Source organism: Taklimakanibacter deserti (genome assembly GCA_003574785.1).
In genome coordinates this window covers 117,446-142,433 of sequence record QORU01000011.1, presented here as the reverse complement: position 1 = coordinate 142,433, position 24,988 = coordinate 117,446, and the positions used below count along the sequence as shown (strand labels likewise).

Annotated in this window: 24 protein-coding genes; 16 read left to right on the top strand and 8 right to left on the bottom strand. The window is 64.0% G+C overall.

Annotated elements, in window-relative coordinates; translation table 11 throughout:
- From DS839_RS23040 to DS839_RS23030, 3 genes are read left to right on the top strand one after another with little or no spacing between them, the layout of a single operon-like run.
- Complete coding sequence (locus DS839_RS23040; protein WP_119272831.1) at positions 1-1,287, top strand: NAD(P)/FAD-dependent oxidoreductase; 1,287 nt, start codon at positions 1-3, stop codon at positions 1,285-1,287.
- Positions 1,238-3,169 (top strand): adenylate/guanylate cyclase domain-containing protein, encoded by a 1,932-nt coding sequence (locus DS839_RS23035; RefSeq protein ID WP_368911851.1) that lies wholly within the window; start codon positions 1,238-1,240, stop codon positions 3,167-3,169. The genes DS839_RS23040 and DS839_RS23035 overlap by 50 nt, the downstream gene beginning before the upstream one ends.
- Complete coding sequence (locus tag DS839_RS23030) at positions 3,153-3,992, top strand: MBL fold metallo-hydrolase (RefSeq protein WP_119272830.1); 840 nt, start codon at positions 3,153-3,155, stop codon at positions 3,990-3,992. The genes DS839_RS23035 and DS839_RS23030 overlap by 17 nt, the downstream gene beginning before the upstream one ends.
- 4 nt (positions 3,993-3,996) lie before the next feature.
- Here DS839_RS23030 and DS839_RS23025 read toward each other — a convergent pair whose 3' ends face one another.
- Complete coding sequence (locus tag DS839_RS23025) at positions 3,997-4,701, bottom strand: glutathione binding-like protein (protein WP_119272829.1); 705 nt, start codon at positions 4,699-4,701, stop codon at positions 3,997-3,999.
- A 207-nt stretch (positions 4,702-4,908) separates the two neighbouring features.
- Between DS839_RS23025 and DS839_RS23020 the strand changes: the two genes are divergently transcribed.
- Entirely contained in the window at positions 4,909-6,393 is a 1,485-nt protein-coding gene (locus DS839_RS23020) for an amidase (RefSeq protein WP_119272828.1), read from the top strand.
- Positions 6,394-6,464: 71 nt separating this feature from the next.
- Positions 6,465-7,385: a pirin family protein gene (locus DS839_RS23015; RefSeq protein WP_119272827.1), complete on the top strand. Its 921-nt coding sequence runs from the start codon at positions 6,465-6,467 to the stop codon at positions 7,383-7,385.
- Between the two features lie 255 nt (positions 7,386-7,640).
- On the opposite strand, the gene DS839_RS37010 is transcribed toward DS839_RS23015, so the two are convergent.
- Together DS839_RS37010 and pdxR are read right to left on the bottom strand one after the other, a co-directional pair.
- Positions 7,641-9,011: a hypothetical protein gene (locus DS839_RS37010; protein ID WP_368911850.1), complete on the bottom strand. Its 1,371-nt coding sequence runs from the start codon at positions 9,009-9,011 to the stop codon at positions 7,641-7,643.
- Between the two features lie 107 nt (positions 9,012-9,118).
- The gene (pdxR, locus tag DS839_RS23005) at positions 9,119-10,615 is read right to left on the bottom strand and encodes a MocR-like pyridoxine biosynthesis transcription factor PdxR (RefSeq protein ID WP_119272826.1); all 1,497 of its coding nucleotides are present in this window, start codon (positions 10,613-10,615) and stop codon (positions 9,119-9,121) included.
- 93 nt (positions 10,616-10,708) lie between these two features.
- Here pdxR and DS839_RS23000 point away from each other — a divergent pair, with 93 nt between their 5' ends.
- Entirely contained in the window at positions 10,709-11,269 is a 561-nt protein-coding gene (locus DS839_RS23000) for a DUF3830 family protein (RefSeq protein WP_162918741.1), read from the top strand.
- A 3-nt stretch (positions 11,270-11,272) separates the two neighbouring features.
- Here DS839_RS23000 and DS839_RS22995 read toward each other — a convergent pair whose 3' ends face one another.
- Positions 11,273-12,760, bottom strand: coding sequence for an aldehyde dehydrogenase (locus DS839_RS22995; RefSeq protein WP_119272824.1), 1,488 nt, complete (start codon positions 12,758-12,760; stop codon positions 11,273-11,275).
- 10 nt (positions 12,761-12,770) lie between these two features.
- Positions 12,771-13,355, bottom strand: a complete 585-nt coding sequence (locus tag DS839_RS22990; protein ID WP_119272823.1) for a thiamine pyrophosphate-dependent enzyme — start codon at positions 13,353-13,355, stop codon at positions 12,771-12,773.
- Positions 13,356-13,450: 95 nt separating this feature from the next.
- Between DS839_RS22990 and DS839_RS22985 the strand changes: the two genes are divergently transcribed.
- The 9 genes from DS839_RS22985 to DS839_RS22950 all read left to right on the top strand — a co-directional run bounded on the left by DS839_RS22985 (position 13,451) and on the right by DS839_RS22950 (position 20,915).
- A complete protein-coding gene (locus DS839_RS22985) occupies positions 13,451-14,386 on the top strand; it encodes a LysR family transcriptional regulator (RefSeq protein WP_119272822.1) in 936 nt (311 codons plus the stop codon).
- An 89-nt stretch (positions 14,387-14,475) separates the two neighbouring features.
- A complete protein-coding gene (locus DS839_RS22980) occupies positions 14,476-15,639 on the top strand; it encodes an acyl-CoA dehydrogenase family protein (protein ID WP_119272821.1) in 1,164 nt (387 codons plus the stop codon).
- 7 nt (positions 15,640-15,646) lie between these two features.
- The gene (locus tag DS839_RS22975; protein ID WP_119272820.1) at positions 15,647-16,774 is read left to right on the top strand and encodes a CaiB/BaiF CoA transferase family protein; all 1,128 of its coding nucleotides are present in this window, start codon (positions 15,647-15,649) and stop codon (positions 16,772-16,774) included.
- Complete coding sequence (locus DS839_RS22970) at positions 16,771-17,616, top strand: HTD2 family dehydratase (protein ID WP_119272819.1); 846 nt, start codon at positions 16,771-16,773, stop codon at positions 17,614-17,616. The genes DS839_RS22975 and DS839_RS22970 overlap by 4 nt, the downstream gene beginning before the upstream one ends.
- A 101-nt stretch (positions 17,617-17,717) precedes the next feature.
- A complete protein-coding gene (locus DS839_RS22965) occupies positions 17,718-18,239 on the top strand; it encodes a thiamine pyrophosphate-binding protein (RefSeq protein WP_368911849.1) in 522 nt (173 codons plus the stop codon).
- Entirely contained in the window at positions 18,233-19,030 is a 798-nt protein-coding gene (locus tag DS839_RS22960) for an NAD(P)H-dependent oxidoreductase (protein WP_119272818.1), read from the top strand. Before DS839_RS22965 ends, DS839_RS22960 begins: the two co-directional genes overlap by 7 nt.
- A 9-nt stretch (positions 19,031-19,039) precedes the next feature.
- A complete protein-coding gene (locus tag DS839_RS22955) occupies positions 19,040-19,420 on the top strand; it encodes an ectoine synthase (protein ID WP_119272817.1) in 381 nt (126 codons plus the stop codon).
- Between the two features lie 2 nt (positions 19,421-19,422).
- A complete protein-coding gene (locus DS839_RS37005) occupies positions 19,423-19,557 on the top strand; it encodes a hypothetical protein (protein WP_368911848.1) in 135 nt (44 codons plus the stop codon).
- Positions 19,554-20,915, top strand: coding sequence for an amidase (locus DS839_RS22950; RefSeq protein WP_119272816.1), 1,362 nt, complete (start codon positions 19,554-19,556; stop codon positions 20,913-20,915). The genes DS839_RS37005 and DS839_RS22950 overlap by 4 nt, the downstream gene beginning before the upstream one ends.
- Positions 20,916-21,229: 314 nt before the next feature.
- Here the strand turns inward: DS839_RS22950 and DS839_RS22945 are convergent, their stop codons facing one another.
- The gene (locus tag DS839_RS22945; protein WP_162918760.1) at positions 21,230-22,144 is read right to left on the bottom strand and encodes a LysR family transcriptional regulator; all 915 of its coding nucleotides are present in this window, start codon (positions 22,142-22,144) and stop codon (positions 21,230-21,232) included.
- Positions 22,145-22,225: 81 nt separating this feature from the next.
- Here DS839_RS22945 and DS839_RS22940 point away from each other — a divergent pair, with 81 nt between their 5' ends.
- Entirely contained in the window at positions 22,226-23,104 is an 879-nt protein-coding gene (locus DS839_RS22940) for an NmrA family NAD(P)-binding protein (protein WP_119272814.1), read from the top strand.
- Positions 23,105-23,170: 66 nt separating this feature from the next.
- On the opposite strand, the gene DS839_RS22935 is transcribed toward DS839_RS22940, so the two are convergent.
- The gene (locus tag DS839_RS22935) at positions 23,171-23,944 is read right to left on the bottom strand and encodes an ATP-binding cassette domain-containing protein (RefSeq protein ID WP_119272813.1); all 774 of its coding nucleotides are present in this window, start codon (positions 23,942-23,944) and stop codon (positions 23,171-23,173) included.
- Between the two features lie 4 nt (positions 23,945-23,948).
- Positions 23,949-24,935, bottom strand: a complete 987-nt coding sequence (locus tag DS839_RS22930; RefSeq protein ID WP_119272973.1) for an ABC transporter permease — start codon at positions 24,933-24,935, stop codon at positions 23,949-23,951.
- Positions 24,936-24,988 lie beyond the last annotated feature (53 nt).

Sequence of the window (24,988 nt, the reverse complement as noted above, 5' to 3'; positions counted from 1 at the left end):
TTGAACCAACCTTCTGCAATAGAGCGTGCCGGACAAGCTCCGGCCCGCCCGCAAGTCGTCATCCTGGGTGCGGGCTTTGGCGGGCTCTCCGCCGCCACGGCGCTGCGCCATGCGGCCGTCGACATCACGCTGATCGACCGGCGCAATTACCATCTGTTCCAGCCGTTGCTCTATCAGGTCGCGACCGCCGGCCTGTCGCCGGCCCAGATCGCTTCGCCGATCCGGCGCATCGTCGCGCCGCAGAAGAACATTACTGTCTTCATGGACAAGATCATCGCTATCGACAAAACGGCCGGCGAGGTCGTGACGTCGACGCGTCGCATACATTTCGACTATCTGATCGTCGCGACCGGTGCGCGCCATGCCTATTTCGGCCATGACCAGTGGGAGGAATTCGCGCCCGGACTCAAGAAGATCGAGGATGCGACCGAGATCCGCCGGCGCATCCTCCTCGCCTTCGAGCAGGCCGAGGCGACGACTGACGAGAATGAGCGCCGGCGCCTTCAGACCTTCGTCGTCGTGGGCGGCGGCCCGACCGGTGTCGAGATGGCGGGCGCCATCGCCGAGCTCGCGCATCGCACCATCCTGCGCGACTTCCGCCATATCAATCCGGCCGAGACGAAGATCATCCTTGTCGAAGCCGGTGGCAGGGTCCTTCCCGCCTTTCCGGAGAAGCTTTCATTGTCGGCGGCAAAGCAGCTTGGCCGGCTGGGCGTGACGGTCATGACCGACGCACCGGTCACCGATTGCCACCAGGACGGCATCACCCTCCAGGATGGCCGCCGGATCGAAACGGCGACGATCATCTGGGCCGCCGGCGTCATGGCCTCGCCGGCGGGCAAGTGGCTCAATGCCCAATGCGACAAAGCCGGGCGGGTCATCGTCGATGCCGCGCTTCGCTTGCCGGGCTTTGACAACATCTTCGTCATTGGCGACACGGCGGCGGTTACCGATGGCAATGGCGTCGTCGCGCCCGGAATAGCACCAGCGGCCAAGCAAATGGGGTATTTTGCGGCGGCGTCGATCCTGGCGGATATCAAGGGCAAGCCGCGGGAAAAGTTCAGGTACCGCAATTACGGGAATCTCGCGACCATCGGCCGGAGCTCGGCGGTGGCGGATTTCGGCCGCTTCACCTTGTCCGGATTTCCCGCCTGGGTGATCTGGTGCTTCGCCCATATCTGGTTCCTCATCGGCTTCCGCAATCGTCTCATTGTCTTCCTCGACTGGATCGTGGCCTATGTCTCTTTCGAGCGCGGCGCCCGCCTCATCACCGGCGACGAGAACTGACGCCAGTCCGCGCCTCAAGGTGCGGATCGGCACCGCCCTGACCGGGCTGGTGCTGATCGCGGTGCTTGCGACCGCGCTCATCGTGCATTTCTCATGGATGCGCACCGCCAACCGCAATGTCGAAACCGTCGTCGGCTCGATCAATGTCCAGACCGCGGGCGCCGTGAAGAAGGAGCTCGAAGCGACATTCCGCGCCTCCGAAGGGGCGGTCGAAGTCATCCGCTCCATCCTCTTCCAGGGCGCGATCAAGGCCGACGACGAGGCCAAGCGCGAATTCGTCTTCCTGTCGGTCCTACGCTCGCTGCCTTCCGTGTCCTGGATCGGCTTCGGCTTTCCGGACGGCCGTTTCTTCGGCTCGCACATACTGGGCGACGACCGGATCGAGATGGTCGAGATCGGCGCTCCACTGGCGAATGGCGCGCGCAGCCTGCGCCGGGACCGATACAGGCCCATCCCCGGCGACATATTTTTCGAAGAGCGCAGCAAGGGCGAATCGGCCTATGTGACGCCGGGTAGTAAATGGTATCGTGGCGCCATGGGTGGGGAGGGGCTGGTCTGGACCATGGTTGACCTTTTGCCGAGCGGCTTCGAGCCGGCGGCGGTGGCGGCGACGCGCTTCGATCTGCACAACCGCTTCCAGGGCGTGATCATGGTTTCGCTCAATCTGCGCCGTTTGGCTGATTTCCTGGCGCGGCTGGATGTGGCGCAGAAAGGGGCCGCGGTCATCGTCAGCGACAGCGGCACGGTCGTCGCCTCATCGCTTGCGGATATGAGATCGGCGTCCTTGCTCGAAGCCGGCGACAGCGCTCAGATCGTCAATGCCCTCAATCGTGCAAATACCGGCAAAGCGCCGGAGGGCATGGTCACGACGAATGACGGAACGGTCTTCTATGTGACCAGGACCACCCTGGATTTCAATGGCTGGGCGCTGGTCACGGCCATACCGCGCTCCGCTTTCACCGAGGAGATCGACCGGAATACGCGCCGCCTCCTGTCAACGCTGGTGCTGTTCGCCCTGCTGACGGCCGGCCTTGCGGCCTTGTTCGCGCATTACTCCTTCGTCAGGCCGATCCAGCAAGTGGCCGGTGAGATCAGGCATGTCGAAAGCTTCGCGCTCGCCAATGTCAGGCACATCGCGACGCGGCTGTTCGAGCTCGACAGCCTGTCCGGCGCGCTTCACCGCATGGCCGGAAGTCTCAAAGCCTTCGGCCTCTATGTCCCCGCCGACATCGTGCGCAGCCTCATCCAGCAAGGAGTTGAGCCCAAGCCCGGCGGGGAGTTGCGCGAGATCACAGTGATGTTCGCCGATCTCCCGGGCTTCACCCAGCTCACCGAGGATCATGGCCCCGATGTCGCGCCCTTCCTGACCGAATTCCTCACTCTGGCGACCAAGGCCATTCATGAGGAAGGCGGCATCGTCGACAAGTTCATCGGCGATTGCATCATGGGCATCTGGAACGCGCCGGCGGCCAATGAAAATCACGCCTTCAGCGCCTGCCGCGCGGCTGAGACGATACGTCAGGCGATGCAATGGGTGGCACGCCCGGATGGGCGGAAGGACGGGCAATTCGTTCGCATCGGCATCAATAGCGGCATCGCGCTTGTCGGCAATATCGGGTCGTCCGAGCGCCTGAGCTATACGGCCATCGGCGATGTGGTGAATGTCGCGAGCCGCCTCGAGGCGCTGGGCAAGGAACTCAATGCCGAGATCCTGATCAGCGAGGACACCCGCAAGCTCGCTGGACCGGCGATCGTGACGAGGTCGCATGGCGCTGCGCCCATCAAGGGACGGACCAGCAAGGTCATGGTCTTCGAGCTTCTGCGCCTGGCGGAAAAGAAATCAGAAGAACCGGGAGAGATCCAGCATGCCGCCGCAGGATGAGGCATCGGTGTTTGTCAAATTCTGGGGCGTGCGCGGCAGCATAGCGACCGACGGCGAAGAGATCATGGCTACGGGCGGCAATACCGCCTGTGTCGAAATCCGCTGCGGTTCTCATCTCCTCCTGTTCGATGCCGGTACAGGCTTGCGCAAGGCCGGGCGGTCCCTGGCCGGGGAAGGGATCAAGACTTTTAATCTCTTCCTTTCCCACAGCCATTATGACCATATCATCGGCCTGCCGTTCTTCGCGCCGCTGTTCGATCCCGACACCCAGTGCGCGATCTGGTCGGGTCACACGATGGGGGCGATGAAGACGCAGGCGCTGGTCGATGCGCTTCTCAACCCGCTGTTCTTCCCGGCCGGCGCCGGCATGTTCCGCGCCCAGGTGAGATATTGCGATTTTCTGGCCGGCGACGTCATCTCGCCGGCGCCCACGATCCGGATCGCGACCGCACGGCTCGATCATCCGGGCGGCGTCACCGGCTACAGGATCGAATTCGATGGACGGACCGTCGCCTATTTGACGGATACAGGAGTGCGTTCACACGAGGCGCGGCAAGCTTGCCTGCGCCTTGCCGACCAGGCTGACCTCGTCATCTATGACTGCATGTATACGGAAGCCGAGGCTTCCGAGCGCGTAGAATTCGGCCACTCGACCTGGGAAGAAGGCGTCGCCCTGTGCGAAGGCGCCCGCGCCAAGCGGCTGGCGCTTTTCCACCACGCGCCCGAGAGGGACGATGGCGACCTTGCGGGACTTGAGCAGCTGGCCCGCACGCGTTTCATCGGTGCATTTGCGGCGCGCGACGGCATGACGCTCAGCCTTTGATCCCTCACGATGCCGCTTTCCTTTTCGATGTGCCGAAAAGAATGCGGCGCTCTTCCTCGGAAATGTTCCCGGCCGAAGCCGAGTAGGAGTCCTTCGTGCCGACATAGGCTCTGACGACCGCCGGGCGCCGCGCGATCGTCTCGAACCAGCGCTTGAGATGAGGGTGTTCCTCGAGCGACTGGCCGTGCCCCTTGTGGGGCACGATCCAGGGATAGCAGGCCATGTCGGCGATCGAATAATCCCCGACGATGAAGTCGAAGGTCGCGAGGCGGGTGTTCAGCACACTGTAGAGGCGGTGCGTCTCGCGCGCATAGCGCTCGATCGCATAGGGGATCTTTTCCGGCGCATAGGCATTGAAATGGCCGATCTGCCCGGCCATGGGACCGAGGCCGCCCACTTGCCAGAACAGCCATTTGATCACCTCGTTGCGGCCTCTGAGATCGCGCGACAGGAAACGGCCGATCTTGTCGGCGAGATAGAGCAGCATGGCGCCCGATTCGAAAAGCGCGATCGGCTCGCCGCCATCTACGGGATCGTGATCGACCATGGCGGGGATCTTGTTGTTGGGCGAAATCCTCAAGAATTCCGGCTTGAACTGATCGCCCTTGCCGAGGTCGACGGGAATGATCCGGTGGGGAAGCCCCGTCTCCTCGAAAAACACCTTCATCTTCAGGCCGTTGGGTGTGCCGCAGTAATAGAGATCGATCATTTGCTCTCCGTTTTTATCGATCATTCACGATGCAGGGCTGCGCGGCGTCGGAACAGCACCAAAAACAGCATTTCGCACTGGACCACTCTTTCCCGGAATGGGCCAAGGTCCTCGGGAGTATGTCAGATATGCACATAGTTCTGGTGTCAAACGCACGGCAGCGGTTAAGATTGCTGTCCTAGAAAGGGTCAATTCTCGGGAGGAAACATGACGGGCGATGATCTTTCATTTGCGTCCGCCGGCAGCATTGCCGATGCGATCAAGGCCAAGAAACTGTCACCGGTCGAGGTGGTCGACTATTTCATCAAGCGCGTCGCGGAACGTAATCCGAGCCTCAATGCCGTCGTCCATATGGCGCCGGAAGAGGGCCGCAAGGCCGCGAAGGCGGCGGAAGCCGCGGTCATGGCCGGCAAGAAGCTCGGGCCTCTGCATGGCGTGCCGATCGCGATCAAGGACCTGTTCGACTTCAAGCCGGGCTGGCCCGCGACGCTCGGCGGCATCAGGGCGCTGAAGGACTTCAAGCCGGATTATCTGTGTCCTTTCTCCGAGAGGATCGAGCAGCGCGGCGGGGCGATTATCATCGGCAAGACCAACAGCCCGATCATGGGATTCCGCGGCGTCACCGACAATTATCTCTTCGGCCCGACCGGCAATCCCTTCGACACCAAGCGTAATCCCGGCGGCTCGTCGGGCGGCAGCGCCGCGGCCGTCGCTGACGGACTGTTTCCGCTGGCCGAAGGCACCGATGGCGGCGGCTCGATCCGCATTCCCTCATCCTGGTGCGGCGTCTATGGCTACAAGGCCGCTTTCGGCCGCTTGCCGTTGTGGACGAGGCCCAATGCCTTCTCGGCGGAAACGCCTTTCATCCACGAAGGCCCGATCACCCGCAATGTGCGCGATGCCGCCCTGGCGCTCTCGGTGCTTGCCGGCTATGACGCGCGCGATCCTTACGCGCTCGATGAGGAGGTCGATTTCCTCGGCGCCCTCGATCGTCCGATCAAGGGCATGAAGATCGCCTATAGTCCGAATTTCGACGTGTTCCCGGTCGAGCCCGAGGTCGCCGAGACGGTGCGCAAGGCGGTCGATGCCCTCCGCGAGGCGGGCGCCACCGTGACGGACGTCAAGCTCGGCATCAAGCGCTCGCATATGGAGCTCGCCGATCTCTGGTGCAAGATCATCATGCCGCTCAATGTCGCGGGCGTGATCGGCATGAAGGCCGCGGGCTATGACCTCATCGGCAAGCATCGCGACGACCTGCCGCCCGAATATCTCTATTGGTATGACCGCTACGAAAACATCACGCCGGCCGAGATGCACGAGGCGCAGTCGGTGCGCACCGAAATCTATGATGCGGTGCGCGGCGTCTTCGCCGAGCATGACATCCTCATCTCGCCGACGCTCGCCTGCCTGCCGGTCGAGAATGCCAAGGACGGCAATACGCTCGGGCCCAAGACGGTCGCCGGCGAAGAGGTCAACCGGCTCATCGGGTGGTGCCTCACCTTCCCGATCAATTTCACCGGCAATCCGGCGGCCTCCATCCCGGCGGGACTCGCCAAGGGACTTCCCGTCGGCATGCAGATCATCGGCAAGCGTTATGCCGACACAGATGTCCTTGCGGTAAGTGCCGCCTTCGAGCGGCTGCGACCCTGGCAGCAAACTTACGATATTTGCCGCAAGCGCAAACTGTCCTAATCTTGCTCCACATCAACTGAGTGCGTTCGCGGCGGTGCCGCGAGCGCGTCTGTCTGTGAGTGGAGAGTTTCATGAGCTGGCTTCCGACAAAAGATCCCATTCTGGGCGACGTGAAATCCTGCGATGCGCTCGATCTCGTGATCGTGCCGCGCGTGCGTGATCTCGGCGACGGCTTCCAAGTGCGCCGCGCCCTGCCGCATGGAAAGCGGCAAATGGTGGGGCCGTTCATCTTCTTCGACCATTTCGGACCGGTGCAGTTCATCGCCGGGCACGGGATGGATGTAAGGCCCCATCCCCATATCGGGCTTGCCACCGTCACCTATCTCTTCGACGGTTCGATCCTGCATCGCGACAGTGAGGGCAATATCCAGGAGATCGTGCCGGGCGCCATGAACCTCATGACGGCGGGCCGCGGCATCGCCCATTCGGAGCGCACGCCCGATGTGCCGCGCAAGACGGGGCAGCACATGCTCGGCCTGCAAAGCTGGATCGCGCTCCCCGCCGACAAGGAAGAGATCGCCCCCTCGTTCCAGCATTTCGATGCGGCCGTCCTCCCGGTGGTGGAAGAGACGGGGCTCAGGGCGCGCATCATCGCCGGTGAAGCCTTCGGCGCCAAGGCGTCGGTCGACATGGTGTCGGACTGGTTCTATGTCGAGGTCGCGGCCGATGCCGGTGTTTCCGTGCCGCTCGATCCCACTTACGAGGAGCGTGCCGTCTATCTGGTCGAAGGCGAGGTCGATATCGCCGGCGACAGATTCGCAGCGCCGCAAATGCTGATCTTCCGGCCGGGCGACCGGATCACCATCAAGGCCGTCACGAAGACGCGGATGATGTTCTTGGGCGGCACCGCGCTCGAAGGCCCGCGCCACATCTGGTGGAACTTCGTGTCATCGCGCAAGGAGCGCATCGAGGCGGCCAAGGAGGACTGGAAGACCGGACGCTTCGGCCCGGTGCCGGAAGAGACGGAGTTCATTCCGCTGCCCGAGCGCTAGGAACCAATCCGCGAGGCTGCCGTTGAAGGCGGAGCTGTTTTTTACCTGCGCGGGTAAGAGTCATGGTCGCGAGGAAGAAACTTGTTCCTGCCGGCAAGCTGGCACGGGAAAACGACCGCCGGTTCCCTAACGAAAGTGCTGCCTATCGGCGCGCACGCGATGGGAAGAGCAGCTGCAGTATGATTGAGCGGAAATGAAAGCGCCGCCCCATAGATCGGAGCGGCGCTTAACTATTCAGGGGTCGAAAGGGACGGCTTACGCGCCGGCTTTAAGCCTGGCATTGCACAGGCTGTAATAGCCGCCGCCCTTCTGGATCCATTTCAGGCCGCCCAAGGCATCGTTCTCCTTGTTGGCATAATACTGATCGAGGCAGGTGTGCATGCGCGCCTTGCCTTCCGACTCGTTGGAGTATTTGCTCGAAATGCCGCGCGGGAATTTGACGCCGCGCGGTACGGTGACGGTCGGTGCCTCCGGCTCATTGGTGTAGCTCGCTTCGTCCGGCGCCGGGACGGTCTCGTCATCCGCTGCATCGGCGCTGCACTTGGCCTTGCGGAACGAATTCCACTTGAGGTCGCCCAGCTTGCCGTCAGCCTTGGCTTGCTGATATTTGGCGCTGCATTCCTTCATCGTCAGGCCGCCGCCCGACGTGTCGGCCTTGGCGACCGCCTTGGTGGACTTCTTCGACTGGACCTCCATGGACGAGCCCGGGCCGCATTCGGCCTTGCGGAAGTCGTTCCACTTCATGTCGCCGAGCGCGTCCGCCTCCTTGGCCGCCTGGTACTTGGCGCTGCAGTCCTTCATCGACAGGCCCTTGGCGTCGTCATCGTCGTCCGACTTGGCCGCCGTCTTCTTCTTGGCCTTCGAGTCGCTGTCAGCGGTGGCGCCGGGGCCGCATTCGGCCTTGCGGAAGTCGTTCCACTTGGCATCGCCCAGCGTGCCCGCTGTCTTCGCCGCCTGATACTTGGCGCTGCAGTCCTTCATCGACAGGCCTTTTGCGGCGTCGTCGTCATCCGACGTCGAGGCCGCCTTCTTGGTCTTGGCCTTGGTGTCGATCTCGGCCGTGGCGCCGGGGCCGCACTGCGCTTTACGGAAGTCGTTCCACTTCATGTCGCCGAGGGTACCGGCTTCCTTGGCCGCCTGGTATTTGGCGCTGCACTGTTTCGAGGTCAGGCCCTTGGCGTCGTCATCGTCGTCATCCTTCTTGGCGGCGGCCTTCTTCTTGGCCGGCTTCTCGATCTCGGCCGAGGCGCCCGGACCGCACTGCGCTTTACGGAAGTCGTTCCACTTCATGTCGCCGAGGGTGCCCGCCTCCTTGGCCGCCTGGTACTTGGCGCTGCACTGCTTGGAGGTCAGGCCCTTGGCATCGTCATCATCGTCGGCCTTGGTCGCAGCCTTTGTCTTGGTCTTCGTCGTCGCTTGGTCGGCGTCATCGTCATCCGTTGCAGCCGCAGCACATTGCGTCTTGCGGAAGTCGTTCCATTTCATGTCGCCAAGCGTGCCGGCCTCCTTGGCCGCCTGATATTTGGCGCTGCATTCCTTCGTGGTGAGGGCCTCGGCGGGCGTGACCGCGAAGGCCGCCGCTGCCAGGGCAATGCCGGCAAGGGCCGTGAGACGGGCAATAAACATATGGGGGACCTCCATTTTCCGAAGGCGCCTTGGCCCGGCGCCCTCTGCCGCTGTGGCCACACTGTAACAAAAACATTGTGACGAAAGAAGATCGTCGCCGTTAACGGTTACCGCCCTGACTTGCCTACGGCCTCGGCGCTGATCCGGGTCAGGGACATGACCCCCTTGACGATCTCGGCCGGCGTCACGGTCCCGAAGCCCAGGACCAAGCCCGGTTCCTGCCTGCGGCGGCCATAGAAGGAGAGGGCGCGGGCCTCGATGCCCCTTTGCGCGGCGAGACGCGCCACGGCCGCATCATCGGCGCCGGGCGGGAGCCAGGCAATGGCGTGCATGCCGGCTGCGGGCTTCATGAGCCGCATCAGCCCCGCGGCCTGTTTCCCGAAGTGATGCTCGAGCGCCGCGGCGCGCTCGCCATAGGCCTTGCGCATGCGGCGAATATGGCGGGCGAAATGGCCGTCCTCGATGAAATCGGCGAGCGCCGCCTGAAGCAGCATCGGCGGATGGAAATCGATGAAGCGGCGCCGTTCGACGAAGCGGTCGACGAGACTGTCGGGGAGCACCAGGAAGCCGAGCCTGAGGCCCGGATAGAGCGACTTGCTGAAACTGCCGACATAGATGACGCGCGCCTGCTGGTCGAGGGAGAGAAGGGCAGGGACAGGGCGGCCGTCGAAGCGGAACTCGCTGTCATAGTCGTCTTCCACGATCCAGGCTTTCTCTCTTTGGGCCCAGTCCAGAAGCTCGAGCCGCCGCGCGAGGCTCATGGTGACGGCGAGCGGAAATTGGTTGGAGGGCGTCACGAAGGCGAGACGTGCCGGCGCAGAGCTTTGCCGGGGAACCCGCATCCCTGTGGCGTCGACGGGCCGCCTGACGAGAATCGCGCTTGCGGCATGGATGACCCCGGCAAAGCCCAGATGGCACGGGTCTTCGACGAGGGCACGGTCGCCCGGCTTGAGCAAAGCGCGGGCCACAAGGTCGATAGCCGCCTGGGCGCCGGCGCAAATGAGGATCTGCTCGGGCGCGCAAGCGATGCCGCGCGACACCGCGATATGCGCGGCAATCGCCCGTCTGAGGCGGGGTAGGCCCAACGCGTCATGGTAGTCAACCGTCTCGCGCGCCGCGCGGCGGACATGCTTGCCGACGAGCCGCGCCCAGATCTTGAAGGGCACGAGATCGAGGGCCGGCAGAGCAAGCCTGAAACAGGCCTTCCAGTCTTTGGTCGGGAGACGGAACTCCGGGCCGAAGATGCTCGGGTGATCGCCCAAACCGTCATTGGCGATCAAGGCTGGAACGGCAGGCGGGCGACGCCGTGCCGGCGCCCCCGACAACCCATCGGGCAGATGACGCACGACGCGCGTGCCGGCGCCGATCCGGCCTTCGACATAGCCTTCGGAAAGAAGCTGGTCATAGGCCGCAAGCACGGTGGTGCGCGAGACGCCGAGATCCTCCGCCAGGCTGCGGGTCGACGGCAGGCGGCTGCCGGGCTTCAGCGTACCGGTGAGAACCGCCTGGCGCAGATGGCGGTAGATCTGCAGGTGCAAAGGTGCTCGCGATCTTGGGGCGAGGACGAGCCCGGGAAGCGCCATGCGGTGCGTCGGCTTGGTCATAATGGTATTGTCAGTCTAGCAAGAAATGGTCGTTTCAATAAATCCATTTCCGGAGCCAGATGCAGACGTTCAACCAATGCTCAGGAGCACCAGATGAGTGAGCGCAAAGACGTCGGCATGGATCCGAATGACAAGGCGGCCCAGCGCGAAATGTGGGACGGCTGGTGGTATGACCGCTTCGAGATCCCGCATGCCATCCCGCCCGACGCCCGGCGGCTCGAGCTCGAAATGGGCGGCGACATCTTCGGCGCCGTGCTGCTCGACCATCTGGCGCCCAAGACCTGCCAGGCCTTCTGGGAGCTCTTGCCCTATGGCGGCAACATGATCCACTGCGCCTGGTTCGGGCACGCCGCCTTCTATCTCGACCGGGTACCCATGCTCGACAAGCTGGGCTATGAGCTCGAGAACCGCTTCCAGCAGCTGGCGCCCGGCGACATGATCTGGGATCCTTATATCGAGGAAGTGACGATCGCCTATGGGCGGAACGCCTGCGTGAATTTCCCGACGACGATCTACACGAAGGAAGGCCTCCAGCATCCGAACCAGGCCTGCATCTTCGGCCGCATCATCGACAATCTCGACGGCTTTGCCCTCATGTGCAAGCGCCTGCGCTATGAAGGCACGAAGCCGATGGTCACGCGGCGAAAAGCTTGAGGCTCAGCGCAGGACGAAGGGATTGGGGAAGTCTTCGGCAAGGTTCATCCAGACCGACTTGGTTTGCAGATATTCATCGATCGCGCGCATGCCGCTCTCGCGCCCCAACCCTGAGCGCTTCATGCCGCCAAAGGGAGCGAGATAGCTCACCGCGCGATAGGTGTTGATCCATACCGTGCCGGCGCGGATGCGCTCCGCCATGCGCAAAGCGCGCCGCGCATTCTCCGTCCACACGCCGGCGGCGAGCCCATAGGCATTGTCATTGGCGATGCTCACCGCTTCGTCCTCATCGCTGAAGGGGATGATGCTGAGCACCGGCCCGAAGACCTCCTCGCGCGCGATGCGCATGCGGTTGTCGACGCCGGCGAAGATCGTGGGCTCGACGAACCAGCCTTGCGCCAGATGGGGCACCTCGGGGCGCTTGCCGCCGAGCATGAGCTTCGCGCCTTCGGCCTTGGCAATATCGATGTAAGAAAGGACCTTCTTGAGCTGCGCTTCGGTGGTGATCGGTCCGACCTGGGTTTCGGCCTCGGCGGGATCGCCAAGCTTGGCCTGGCGCGCCAAGGCGAGGAGACGGTCGACGAAGTCGTCATGGATGCTACGCTCGACCAGAAGGCGCGAGCCCGCGATGCAGGTCTGGCCGGAAGCGGCGAAGATGCCGGCAACGGCGCCCTTCACCGCATTGTCGAGCCGGGCGTCGGCGAAGACGATATTGGGCGACTTGCCGCCGAGCTCCAAAGTGACATGCTTCAAATGGCGCGTAGCGGCCGCACCCACTTGCGCGCCGGTCGCATCGCCGCCGGTGAAGGCGATCTTGGCGATGAGCGGATGCTCGGTGAGGGATTGTCCGATCTCCGAGCCATAGCCCGTCACCGTGTTGACGACTCCCTTCGGGAAACCCGCTTTGGCGAAGAGCTCGGCAAAAGCGAGCGTCGAGGCGGAAGCAAATTCGGATGGCTTGATGACGACGGTGTTGCCGGCGGCGAGCGCCGGCGCCAGCTTCCAGGCGAGGAGCAGGAGCGGCGAATTCCACGGCGTGATCGCCGCGACCACGCCCAGCGGCTCGCGGCGGGTGAAGGCGAACATGTTGGGCTTGTCCATCGGCAAGACCGCGCCTTCGATCTTGTCGGCGAGGCCGCCGAAATAGTGGAACCATTCCGGGATATAGCGGAGCTGGCCCGACATTTCGGCGAAGAGCTTGCCATTGTCGCGCGTCTCGATCCGGGCCAGGCGTTCCGCTTCGCTCAGCACGAGATCGGCGAAGCGATGCAGCAGCTTGCCGCGCGCCGAGGCGGTGAGCTTCGGCCAGTCGCCGCCGGTGAAGGCGCGATCGGCGGCGATGACGGCTCGATCGACATCGGTCGCATCGCCATGCGGGATTTCCGCCCAGGCCTCGCCCGTGAACGGATTGTAGGAGGGAAACCAGCGGCCGCTGGCGGCCGTGGCCTTCCCGCCATCGACGATATTGTGGAAGCGTTCGAGAGTCGCCATGCGCAAACCTTCAAATGGTCGGGAAGCCGAGGGCGGCGCGGAACCTGTTCTTCACATGGACGGCATCGCGCGGCGGCAGCGAGCGCGGCAGGTTTTCGGGCTTGACCTTCAGGACGATGAAGCGCGGTCCCACCATGGTCTCATGCAATCTCTTGCGGATGCGCCTGACGTTTTTGATATCGCACACTTCCTCGACTTCGGCGAATCCGCAGGCAGTAGCGACCTTGGCGAGGCTCAGGCCCTTGCCGGTGTGGCTCAATTGCATGCCGGTCTCGCCGAAATGGCCATTGTCGATGACGGCAATGGTGAGGTTCTTCGGCGCAGCGGCGCCTATCGTCGCGAGGCCGCCCAGGCCCATGAGCTGCTCGCCATCGCCGGTGATGACGAGCACGCGCCGCTTGGGCTGCGCCTGGGCGAGGCCGAGGCCGACAAGCGCGGCCGATCCCATGGCGCCCCACAGATAGAAGTTGCTCTCCGCATCGCCGCAGGCATGGACGTCATAGCTCGGCGAGCCGAGGCCGGTGACGACGAGAAGCTTGTCGCGATAGTCGAGCAGCGCCTTGACGGCCTCGCGCCGGTTCATCTCCGATGTCATCTGCCTTCTCCCTTTGACTCATCCCCTAGTCCATTGCCGGCGATAGAATAAATCGTATATTGCGTGAGCAGCTATCGCAAAAAGCGAATAATCGGATGGATGTCGGCCAATTGCGCACCCTGGTGCATGTGGCGGAGCTCGGAAGCCTGAGCAAAGCCTCCGACCGGCTCCATATCGCCCAGCCGGCGCTCAGCCGGCAGATCCGCCTGCTCGAGGAGGAATTGGGGGCGCGGCTCTTCGACCGCCACGGCCGCGGCATGGTGATCACCGATATCGGCCGCGAGGTGCTGGCGCATGCGCTGAGAGTCCTCGGCGAGATGGAGCAGATCCGCGCCTCGGTCGCCGATCTCAATGCGTCGCTGCAAGGCACCGTCGCCATCGGCATGCCGCCGACCGTCGCCGAGATCATCACCGCTCCGCTCGCCCGGCTGTTCCGCGACAAGCATCCGCAAGTGGTGCCGCGTTTCGTGCCGGCTTTCACCGGCTATCTCCTCGACTGGCTGCAGCGCGGCGAGGTCGATGTCGCTGTGCTCTATGACCCGCAACCCTCGCGAACCCTCAAGATCAAGCCGCTTCTCCTCGAAAACCTGTTCCTGATCGGGCCCGCCGAAGCGGACCTGGTCCAGATCCGGGCCGTGCCGTTCCAGAAGCTCGCCGGCGAGAAGATGCTGCTGCCGAGCGCGAGGCATGGGCTTCGCGCCATTGTCGACCGCTGCGCCGAGGAGGCGGGCATCTCCTTCTGCGTCGCCCTCGAGGCCGACTCGCTTTCGACGCTCAAGGACCTGGTGAAGACGGGCTTCGGCCTGACGATCCTGCCTTTGGCGCCCATTCACGAAGATATCGCCGCGGGCCGGCTCAAGGCCGCCCCTCTCGTCGATCCGACCCCGACGCGCCGCCTGATCCTCGCTTATCCGGGCGACCGTCCGATCAGCCGGCTCACCCGATTTGCCGGTGAAAGCATCGGCGCCGTGGTCGGCGATCTCGTCTCGAGCGGCGTCTGGGCAGGGCACTTGCTGAGCGACAAGGCATAGAAACTCGCTATATCTCATCGAACCTCTATGTCTTGGTGTTATTTCGTGGCGCCGCGTAAAAAACCGAGGAGCGAATCTCAGGAGCTTCAATGGACAGCGAAGAAGTAACGTCGCATCGCGAGATCAGGGAAGAGATCCGCAAGCTCTGCCTGCGATTTCCCGGCGACTATTGGCGCCAATGCGATCGCGACCGGACATATCCGGCGGAGTTCGTTCAGGCGCTGACCGAGGCCGGCTGGCTCTCGGCGCTGATCCCCGAGGCCTATGGCGGATCGGGACTGCCGCTTTCGGCCGCCGCCGTCATCCTCGAGGAGATCCAGCGCAATGGCTGCAACGGGGCTGCCTCGCATGCGCAAATGTACATCATGGGCACTTTGCTCAATCACGGCGGCGAGGCGCAGAAGCGCGAATATCTGCCGCGCATCGCCTCGGGCGAATTGCGCCTGCAGGCCTTCGGCGTCACCGAGCCCGCAAGCGGCACCGACACGACATCGATCCGCACCTTCGCCAAGCACGAGGGCGACCACTATGTCGTCAGTGGCCAGAAAGTATGGACCTCGCGCGCCGAGCATTCCGACCTCATGCTGCTCTTGGCGCGCACGACGCCGCGCGAGGAAGTAGTCAAGCGCACCGACGGGCTCTCCGTCTTCATCGTCGACATGCGCGATGCGCTGGGCCACGGCCTCAGCATCCGGCCGATCCGCACGATGATGAACCATTCGACCACGGAAGTGTTCTTCGACGGGCTCAAGGTGTCGGCCAAGAATCTCATCGGCGAAGAGGGCAAGGGCTTCCGCTACATCCTTTCCGGCATGAATGCCGAGCGCATCCTGATCGCCGCCGAATGTATCGGCGATGCCAAATGGTTCATCGACAAGGCTTCCGCCTATGCCAAGGAGCGTGTCGTCTTCGGCCGGCCGATCGGCCAGAACCAGGGCATCCAGTTCCCGATCGCCAAGGCCTATGCCGGCATGCGCGCCGCCGAGCTCATGGTCTATAAAGCCGCGTCGCTGTTCGAGGCGAACAAGGACTGTGGTGCCGAAGCGAACATGGCGAAGATGCTCGCCGCCGATGCCGCCTGGGAAGCGGCCAATGTCTGCGTCCAGACCCATGGCGGCTTCGGCTTCGCCGAGGAATTCGACATCGAGCGCAAGTTCCGCGAGACGAGGCTCTATCAGGTGGCGCCGATCTCGACCAATCTGATCCTGGGCTATCTCGCCGAGCATGTGCTTGGCCTTCCGCGCTCCTATTGAGGCTCTCATGACCCGTCCGCTCGCAGGCCTTCTCGTCGTCGCCCTCGAACAGGCGGTCGCGGCGCCGATGTGCACCGTGCGGCTTGCCGATGCGGGCGCCCGCGTCATCAAGATCGAGCGCGAGGAGGGCGACACTGCGCGCCACTATGATGCGACCGTCCAGGGCACCAGCGCCTATTTCGCCTGGCTCAATCGCGGCAAGGAAAGCCTGGTGCTCGATATCAAGGCTGAGAAGGACAAGATCCTGCTCGAGGCGATGCTGGCCAAGGCCGATGTCTTCGTCCAGAATCTGGCGCCCGGTGCCACGCGGCGGCTCGGCCTCGGCTCGAAGGACCTGGTCAAGCGCTTTCCCCGCCTGGTGGCGCTCGACATCGTGGGCTACGGCCAGGACACGGCATATGCCGGCATGCGCGCCTATGACATGCTGGTCCAGGCCGAGTCGGGCCTCTGCGCCGTGACCGGAGCGCCCGACGCGCCGGCCAAGGTCGGCGCGTCGGTGGCCGATATCAGCACCGGCATGAATGCCCATGCCGCGATCGTCGAAGCGTTGTTCCGGCGCGAGCGCACCGGCGAGGGTGCGGCGATCGAGATGGCCATGTTCGACGGACTCGCCGACTGGATGAACGTGCCCTTGCTGCATCACGACTATGCCGGGCGGGCGACGCCGCGCGTCGGGCTGTCGCATGCCGCGATCTATCCTTATGGGCTCGTCGCCTGCCGCGACGGGGCCGTGGTGATCGTCGCCCAGAATGCCGGCGAATGGTCGCGATTGTGCTGCGCGGTCCTCGACCGGCCCGAGCTCGTCGACGACATCCGCTTCCGCGACAATCCCTCCCGCCTCATCCACCGCATCGAGCTCGATGCGGAGATCAGGCCCATCTTCGCCAGGCTCTCGACCGCCGAAGCGATCCAAAGGCTCGAGCAGGCGCAGCTCGCCTGGGGCAAGGTGTCGACGGTCGCCGATCTCGCCACCCATCCGGCCTTGCGCCGCACGGCGAGCGAGGTTCCGGGCGGATCCTTCGAACTCGCGGCACCGCCGCTTCATCCCGATGTCGCTCGGGCCAAAGTGCCGGCGCTCGGCGAGCACAGCGACGCGATCCGGCGGGAATTCTCCGCCATGGCCGTGCCGTCATGACCACCGCGATCGACGTCGATTCTTTGCAGGCCTGGGTCGGGCGAACGGAAAGTGCCGAAGACGAGATTACCGTCGAACGGGTCCGCGCGTTCAGAGCGACGATCGGCGGCGATCTCTCCCTCCCGCAGAAGGGCGATCCGGCGCCGCTCGCCTTCCATTGGTGCCTGGCGCCGCGCCTGTCGACGCTCGCCGAGGCCGATGTCGACGGGCATCCGAAGCGAGGCGATTTCCTGCCGCCGGTGCCTTTGCCGCGCCGCATGTGGGCGGGCGGCGAGCTCGAATTGCTGGCGCCCTTGCGGGTCGGCGATACCGTCATGCGCCGGTCGCGCATCGCGGATGTCGCGCTCAAGAGGGGCCGCTCCGGGCCATTGTGCTTCGTGACCGTCGTCCATGAGTTCAGCGCCCATGGCTCGACATGCATCCGCGAGCGTCACGATATCGTCTATCGCGACAAGCCAAGCGGCGAAGCGGCGACGCCGGAAGCAGCTGCCGAGGCACATGTCGCAGAAACGGTGATCGATCCTTCACCCGTCCTTTTGTTCCGTTATTCGGCGCTCACCTTCAACAGCCATCGCATTCACTACGATGTCGAATATGCGATGCGCGAAGAGGGCTATGCGGGGCTCGTGGTGCATGGCCCGCTCCAGGCGACCTTGCTGCTCTATCATGCGGCGGCGATTGCCGGGCGCGCGCCCCGCCGGCTTTCCTATCGCGGCATGGCGCCTCTGACGCATCGCCAGCCCTTCCGAGTCCGCTCCGCGCCTTTGCGGGATGGCGCGCTCGAATGCTGGACCGGCTCGGAAACGGTGCCCATCGGCATGACGGCTTCCGCCTCCTGGTGAGGAAGCTCTCGCCCCGCTTTATAGCTGATCACAAAAACCGGCAGTCATCCTTTTGGGGCAGTTGCCTTATCTGAGACGGAACACAGGGGAAGGAAACGCACGTGACGGACGCCGCCATCGAGAACTGGCCCGCCAGACTCCACCAGATCCTGAAGCAGGCGAATATCCGGCAAATGGCCTATGTGCCCGACGCCGGTCATTCGAAGCTCATCGAGCTCTTCCTGGCCGATCCCGATGTCATATCGACGGTGCTCACCACCGAGGAGGAGGGCATCGGGCTCACCGCCGGCGCCTGGCTTGGCGGCCAGCGCAGCGTGCTCCTCATGCAGTCGAGCGGCGTCGGCAACTGCATCAATATGCTGTCGCTGGCCGCGATGTCGCGCTTCCCGCTCCTGATGCTGGTGACGATGCGCGGCGAATGGGCCGAGTTCAATCCCTGGCAGGTGCCGATGGGACGCGCGACGGGGACATCGCTCCATGCCATGGGCGTCCACTGCCTGCGCGCCGACACGCCCGAGGACCTTCTCGATATGGCCGAGTCCTCCTGCACATTCGCTTTCGAAGCCGAGCAGCAGATCGCCATACTGATCTCGCAGCGCATGCTGGGGAAGAAGAAATGGTGAAGGCGCTCATCATCGTCGCCCATCCCGAGCAGCAATCCTACAATCATCACCTCGCTCGATTTGCCAAAGACATCCTCGAGCAGCAAGGGGCGGAAGTGCGGCTGACCGATCTCGCCGCCATCGCGCTCGATCCGGTCGAGCATCCGCGCCACTATCGGAAGCGGCGCAAGGCCGACCGCTTCGATGTGCAGAGCGAGCAGCGCTGGGCGCATGAGGATGGCGCGACGCCGCCCGATGTGACGCGCCAGATCGAGGATCTGATGTGGGCGGATCTGGTCATCGCCCAGTTTCCGCTGTGGTGGTTCGGCTTGCCCGCCATCCTCAAAGGCTGGATCGACCGCGTCTTCATCTATGGCGGCATGTATTCGGGCGGGCGCCGCCACGATACCGGCCATTGCCGGGGCAAGAGATTCCTCGCCTCGACCACGGCGGGCGCCTCGGCGCGGGCCTGCGCCTATAACGGCCAGGAAGGCGAGACCGAGCTCATATTGTGGCCGAGCCTCTATGCTTTTCGCTATGTCGGCTTCGATGTCCTGAGGCCCTTCATCATGCATGGCATACGGGGCGGCGTCGGGCCCGACGAGCTTGCGGATTATCAGGCGATGATCGCCGGCTATGAGCGCGATTACGCCCGAGTCCTTCGATCCTTGGATGAGCGTCCGCTCGTCCCCTACAATCCGGATGAGGATTATGACACCTTGCGCCAGTTGCGGCCGGGGGCGCCGGTCCATTCGCCTTTCATCCGTCATGAGCGCGATCCCCGCTGGGATTGCTCTAACCAAGTCAAATAGGAGGGACGGATGATCGTCAGGACGTTGCGCGAGATCGCGGGCACGGAACGGGATGTCAATTGGGGCAACGGCCAGAGCCGCCGTTTCCTCATCGAGAAGGACGGCATGGGCTTCGCCTTCACCGAGACGCTGATCCTCGCCGGCACCGACATCTTCATCCAGTATCGTCATCATCTCGAAGCCTGCTATTGCATCGAAGGGGAAGGCGAGATCGAGGACACGCAAGGGCGCAAGCATGAGATCAGGCGCGGCACGCTCTATGCGCTCGACCAGCATGATCCGCATCGCTTGCGGGCCTGGACCGACATGCGGCTGGTGAGCGTGTTCAATCCGCCGATCAAGGGCGATGAGAAGCACGACCTCGCCGGCGCCGGCACCTCGTCCTACTGACAATGACATCACCGGACGCCGACCTCGTGGCGAAGCTCGCCGAGCCATATGCGAAGGACCTCGATGAGGCGCGCCGGCGCGCGATGAAATTGCGGGCTGCCCTCGAAGAGGTTTCGAGCGAGCGCACCAGACCATGACGACGCCGGCGCTTCTCTCCTTGATCGAGGCGCGCGACGCCATCGCTTCGGGAGAGCTCGATCCGGTCGACTATGTCGATGCGCTACTGGCGCAGATCGACGCCCATGATCCGGCCGTCCATGCCTTTCTCCGGGTCGATGGCGACAAAGCGCGGTCGATGGCCAAGGCCTGCCGCAGCGCTTGGCGGCGTGAAGGATTGCCCCCGCTCTTCGGCATTCCCTTCGCGGTCAAGGACAATATCGACATCGAAGGCCTGCCGACGACGTGCCATTCGCGGGCGGGCGACAGGACAGCGGCCCTGCGCCATGCGGTCGTGGTCGAGAGGCTGGTCGCGGCGGGCGCCATTCCGCTCGGCAAGCTAGCCCTGCATGAATATGGGCTGGGCGAGCCCGGCGAAGACGACCCTTGGCCCGCGGCACGCAATCCCTGGAATCCGGCTTTCACGCCGGGCTCGAGCTCGAGCGGCTGCGGGGCCGCGCTTGCGGCGCGGATGGTGCCGCTTGCCGTCGGCACCGACACCGGCGGGTCGATCCGCAGTCCCGCCATGATGAATGGCGTCGTCGGACTGAAGCCCGGCTTCGGCAGGCTTTCGACCGCCGGCACGTTTCCGCTGGCCCCCAGCATGGACACGGTCGGCCCCATGACGCGCACCGTCGGCGATGCGGCGCTTGCCTTCGAATGTCTCAGCGGCGCGCCACCCTCCCGACCGGGCAGGCCGCCGCGCATCGGTCTCCTCGATCATCTATGGCGAAGCGATCAGACGCCTTCTCCTGATGTCGCCGCGGTCATCGACAGAGCCATCGCCGAGCTGACGGAGCAAGGCTGCGCCTTGGTCGAGCGCCAAGTGGCGCCGCTCGCCAAGATCAACACCGTGGGCTGGGTGACGCTCCATGTCGAAGCGCTCGCCATCCACCGTATGCGGCTCATCGAGGCGCCCGAGCTCTATGGCGCGGCGTTGCGATCGATGCTGCTGACCGGCGCCTTTCTCGACATGGATGATTATCTCACCGCCCAGAAATTGCGGAACGATCTTGCGGCCCTTGTCGATGATGCCTTGACGGGCGTCGATTGCCTGATGACGGCGGTCAGCGGCTTGCCGCCGTGCCGGATGGACGATGCCCAGGCGCTCGACGCCTTGTCGGAAGCCTCGGTGCGCATGCTGTGCAACGTCACCGGCCATCCGGCCTTGGCGCTGCCCGCCGGCTTCTCGCGCGACGGCCTGCCGATCGGCGTCCAGCTTATCGGCCGCAAGGACGCCGAGCCCGAGCTTCTCGCCATCGGGCAATGGATCGAAGCGCGCCTCAGCTCCTGGTCGAGCAACCGGCTTCCGCCGCTCTTGCGTTCGGGCGGACTCTAAGGCCCTCCCGGTCCAAGAACAGCGAATATCAGGGATTATCAGGGATTATCAGGGAATTTTTGCGAAAAACTTTTCGCCTCCAATCATTTCAAGGCGTTGGTGGTTCAGCATGACGCGGAGCAGGGAATTTCTCGTCTTGAAAAAGAGGTCTTCCAGTTTTCGGGCGGACATTCTGGCGTGATGTGATTGACTGATCGTGAAGCGAATAGACGCAGGTTGCCAGCCTTGTATTTCCCAAATCCTCCGTTTTGGCCCGCAATGTCAATAGATAGATCTGGATGAGACCGATTTGCAGCCTCAGCTTCCAGCTTCGATTACGCTGACATATCCATCGCCGCCGCGACAATGGCGCGTCTCAACCAGATGTGCCTCGGCGCATCCTGCTGGCGTGCGTGCCAGGCGAGGCTCATGGTGAAGCTCGCAAGATCGAGGGGCGGCGGCAAGGATACGAAGCGCCTCATATTGGCGGCGGCGCGCGCCAGGCTTGCCGGCAGGGTCATGACGAGGTCGGAGCGAGCGGCGATCTCGACGGCGGCGAAGAAGTTCGGCACGCGCAGCTTCACCCGTCGCGTTCGCCCCATTCGCGCCAGCACCTCATCGACAGGCGCAGGCCCGACGCCGGTGACGCTCACCACGATATGCTCGAGCGCCAGAAAGCGGTCGAGCGTGAGCTTTCGGGCGAGCGCAGGGTGGCGCGCCCGCATGAGCGTTACGAGTTCTTCGTCATAGAGGCGGCGTCGGTGGATGCCGGCCGGCGCTTCGTCGATCAGCGCCACCATCGCATCGGCGTCACCGTGCTCCAGCGCTTCCATCCCGTTCGTGCCGGGTGCGACAATATCGAGATCGAGGGATGGGGCCTCCTCTGCGAGGCGGGCGAGCAAATGCGGCGCGAGTGCCACGGCCTGGAGATCGGGCATGAGAAGCCGGATCCGGCCCGTCGCCGTCGCGGGATCGAACACGTTCGCTTCCAGCATTTCTCCGATACCGGCCAGTATCCGGCGCAGCGCCGGGCGCAGCTCTTCGGCGCGGGAGCTCAGGACATAGCCGCCCGGCCCATCGACCAGCAGCGCGTCCGACAACAGCGCGCGCAACCGTCCGAGCGCCCGGCTCGCGGCCGGCTGGCTCATGCCGAGCCGGTGGGCGGCCCGTGTGACGTTCTTCTCTTCCAGCAGTGCCTCGAGCGCCACCAGCAGGTTGAGGTCGATCCGGCGTAAATCCATTTCGCGCATGCTGACTATATATACCATGCATTGGACGCATGGAAATGTCAGGCTTATCCGTTCTCCAGCGAGCAACTGAAGGAGAGCATCATGTATGTCGTGCTTGGAGCAAACGGACGGGCCGGCGGCGAGGCAGCGCGCGCCCTCATTGAACGCGGCAAGGCCGTGCGCGTCGTCCTGCGCCGCAGGGACCAGGGTGAAAAATGGACAGAACTCGGCGCGGAGGTGGTCGTCGCGCGCATCGAGGATTCGGACGCGATGGCCGATGCGCTGAAAGGTGCGTCGGGAGCGTTCCTTCTCAATCCGCCGCCGGTGAGCGGCGATCCCTATCAGCGCACGGAAGAACTCGGCGCGGCGCTGGCCGATGCGGCACGGCGGGCGCATCTGCCCAAGGCCGTTATCCTGTCGTCCATCGGCGCGCAGCATGCCTCCGGCACCGGCGTCATTGCCACCCTCAACCGGTTCGAGGCCCTGCTTGACGGGGTGGCGCCGGCGACCGCCTTCCTGCGGTCGGGCTATTTTGTCGAGACCTGGGGCGAGGCGGCGGAAACCGTCCTGTCGGAAAGCGTGCTGCCGACCTTTCTCGAACCTTCTCAGAAGATCCCGATGGTGAGCACGATCGATGTCGGGCGCGCAGCGGCAACCCTTCTGGGCGAGGAATGGACCGGGAAGCGGATCGTGGAGCTCAGCGGACCGGAAGACTGGAGCGCCGGCGATGTGGCGTCGGCCTTTGCGCAAATTCTCGGCCGTCCGGTGGCGCCGGTGCCGGTGCCGCCGGAACGCCGCGCGGCACTGCTTGCCGAGGAAGGCGTGCCCGGCGAGGTGGCGAAGGCACTTCTCGGCATGTTCGAGGGCATAGAAAACGGCCTGTTCATGCGCCAAAACGACAGCGAACACCGGCGCGGCACGACTTCTCTGATGACGGCGATCAAGCGCGTTGTCGCAGCGGTCAAACCAACCGGCCCCTGATCCTCAGCCGAGGAGCGAGTTTTGGGATTCACGGCCGCCGGATACGAGCCGGAGTAGGGAAGTAGTCTAGCTCGCGCGCTCGACCGCCGCGATCATGGCTTCGCCGGTGATGACGCGCTCGACCTCCTCGATGCTGGTCTGCTTGGGATCGATGTCGTCGGCGACGATCCGGCCGCCGCGCATGACGATGATGCGGTCGACGACCTGGAAGACATGATGGATATTGTGGGCGATGAAGATGCAGGAATGGCCGGTATTGCGCGCCTCGCGCACGAAGCGCAGCACGCCCTGGGTTTCGGCGACACCGAGATTGTTGGTCGGCTCGTCCAATATGATGAGATCGCTGTCGAACTGCATGGCACGCGCGATCGCTACCGCCTGGCGCTCGCCGCCCGACAGAGCGGTGATCGGCGTGTCGGGCGGGATCTCCTTGGTGATGCCGACCTTCTTCAACAGGTCGCGGGCGACGCCGTTCATCGCTTCGTGATCGAGCCGGTTGAGGAAGCGCGGGCCTTTGACCGGCTCGCGTCCCAGGAACAGGTTGCGGGCGATCGAGAGCTGCGGCACCAGGGCCGAATCCTGATAGATGGTCTCGATGCCATTGGCGATGGCATCGGTGGTGCTCTTCATCTCGACCTTGCGGCCCTTGACATAGATCTCGCCGCCCGACATCGGCACGGCGCCCGACAGGACCTTGATCAAAGTCGACTTGCCGGCGCCATTGTCGCCGAGGAGCCCCACGACCTCGCGCCGCAGGATTCTCAGGCTCACATCGCGCAAGGCATGGACGCGGCCATAGAACTTGTTGATCCGCTCCATGCGGACGAGTTCGTCTTCCATCTGCTCAAGTCCCCGCATTGTGCCGGCGTTCGAGCCATGAATGGAGCGCCATCATGCCGAGGATGATGGCGCCGATGAAGATATTGTAGGCAAGGCCCGGCACGCCGACCAGCACGATGCCGTTGCGCATGACGCGCAGGATGAAGATGCCGAGCACGGTTCCGAGGATCGTGCCGCGGCCGCCGGTCAACAGTGTGCCGCCGATGACGACCATGGCGATGACTTCGAGCTCATAGCCGGTGCCGCTATTGGGATTGGCGGCCGAGGTGCGGATCGACGAGATGATGCCGGCCAGCGCCGACATGGCGGACGCGAACATGAACAGCAGGATCTTGGTGCGCTTGACATTGACGCCGCGGGCGCGCGCGGCGCCGGGATTGCCGCCCGAGGCCTGGATCCAGTTGCCGGCCTTGGTCTCGGTCAGGAGATAATGCGTCGCGATTGCCGCAAGGGCGAACCAGAAGACCGACATATAGACGCGGAAGGTGCCGATATAGAAGCTCCCGACCAGGAGATCGGCGAGCCAGTTGCCTTCGGCATTCCAGGTCCGCTGCGGGAAACCGTCGGTGACATAAAGTGCCGTGCCGCGCACCACCAGCAGCATGCCCAAGGTCACGAGGAAGGAGGGGATGTTGAGCCTGGTGACGAACCAGCCATTGGCAAAACCGATGAACAGGCTGACACCCAAGGCGATGAGAAAGGCCACTTCCAACGGCACGACACCGCTGTTGAACAAGGTCCACATCAGCACGGCCGAGAAGCCGAAGACCGAGCCGACCGAGAGATCGAACTCGCCCGAGGTCATGAGCAAGGTCATCGCCAGCGCGATGAGGCCGAGCTCGACAGTGAAGGCGAGCGTGTTGCTGATATTCTGGAGCGACAAGAAGCCCGGATTGATCGACCAGAAGACGAGAAGCTCGAGCACCAGAAGGACGAGCGGGCCGAATTCTGGCGCGGCGATGAGGCGCTGCAAAAGGGAGCGGTGCTGCATGACGGCCGTCAACACTGTTCGCGCGGCACCGCTCCCCATCCGGCTACCCGGCC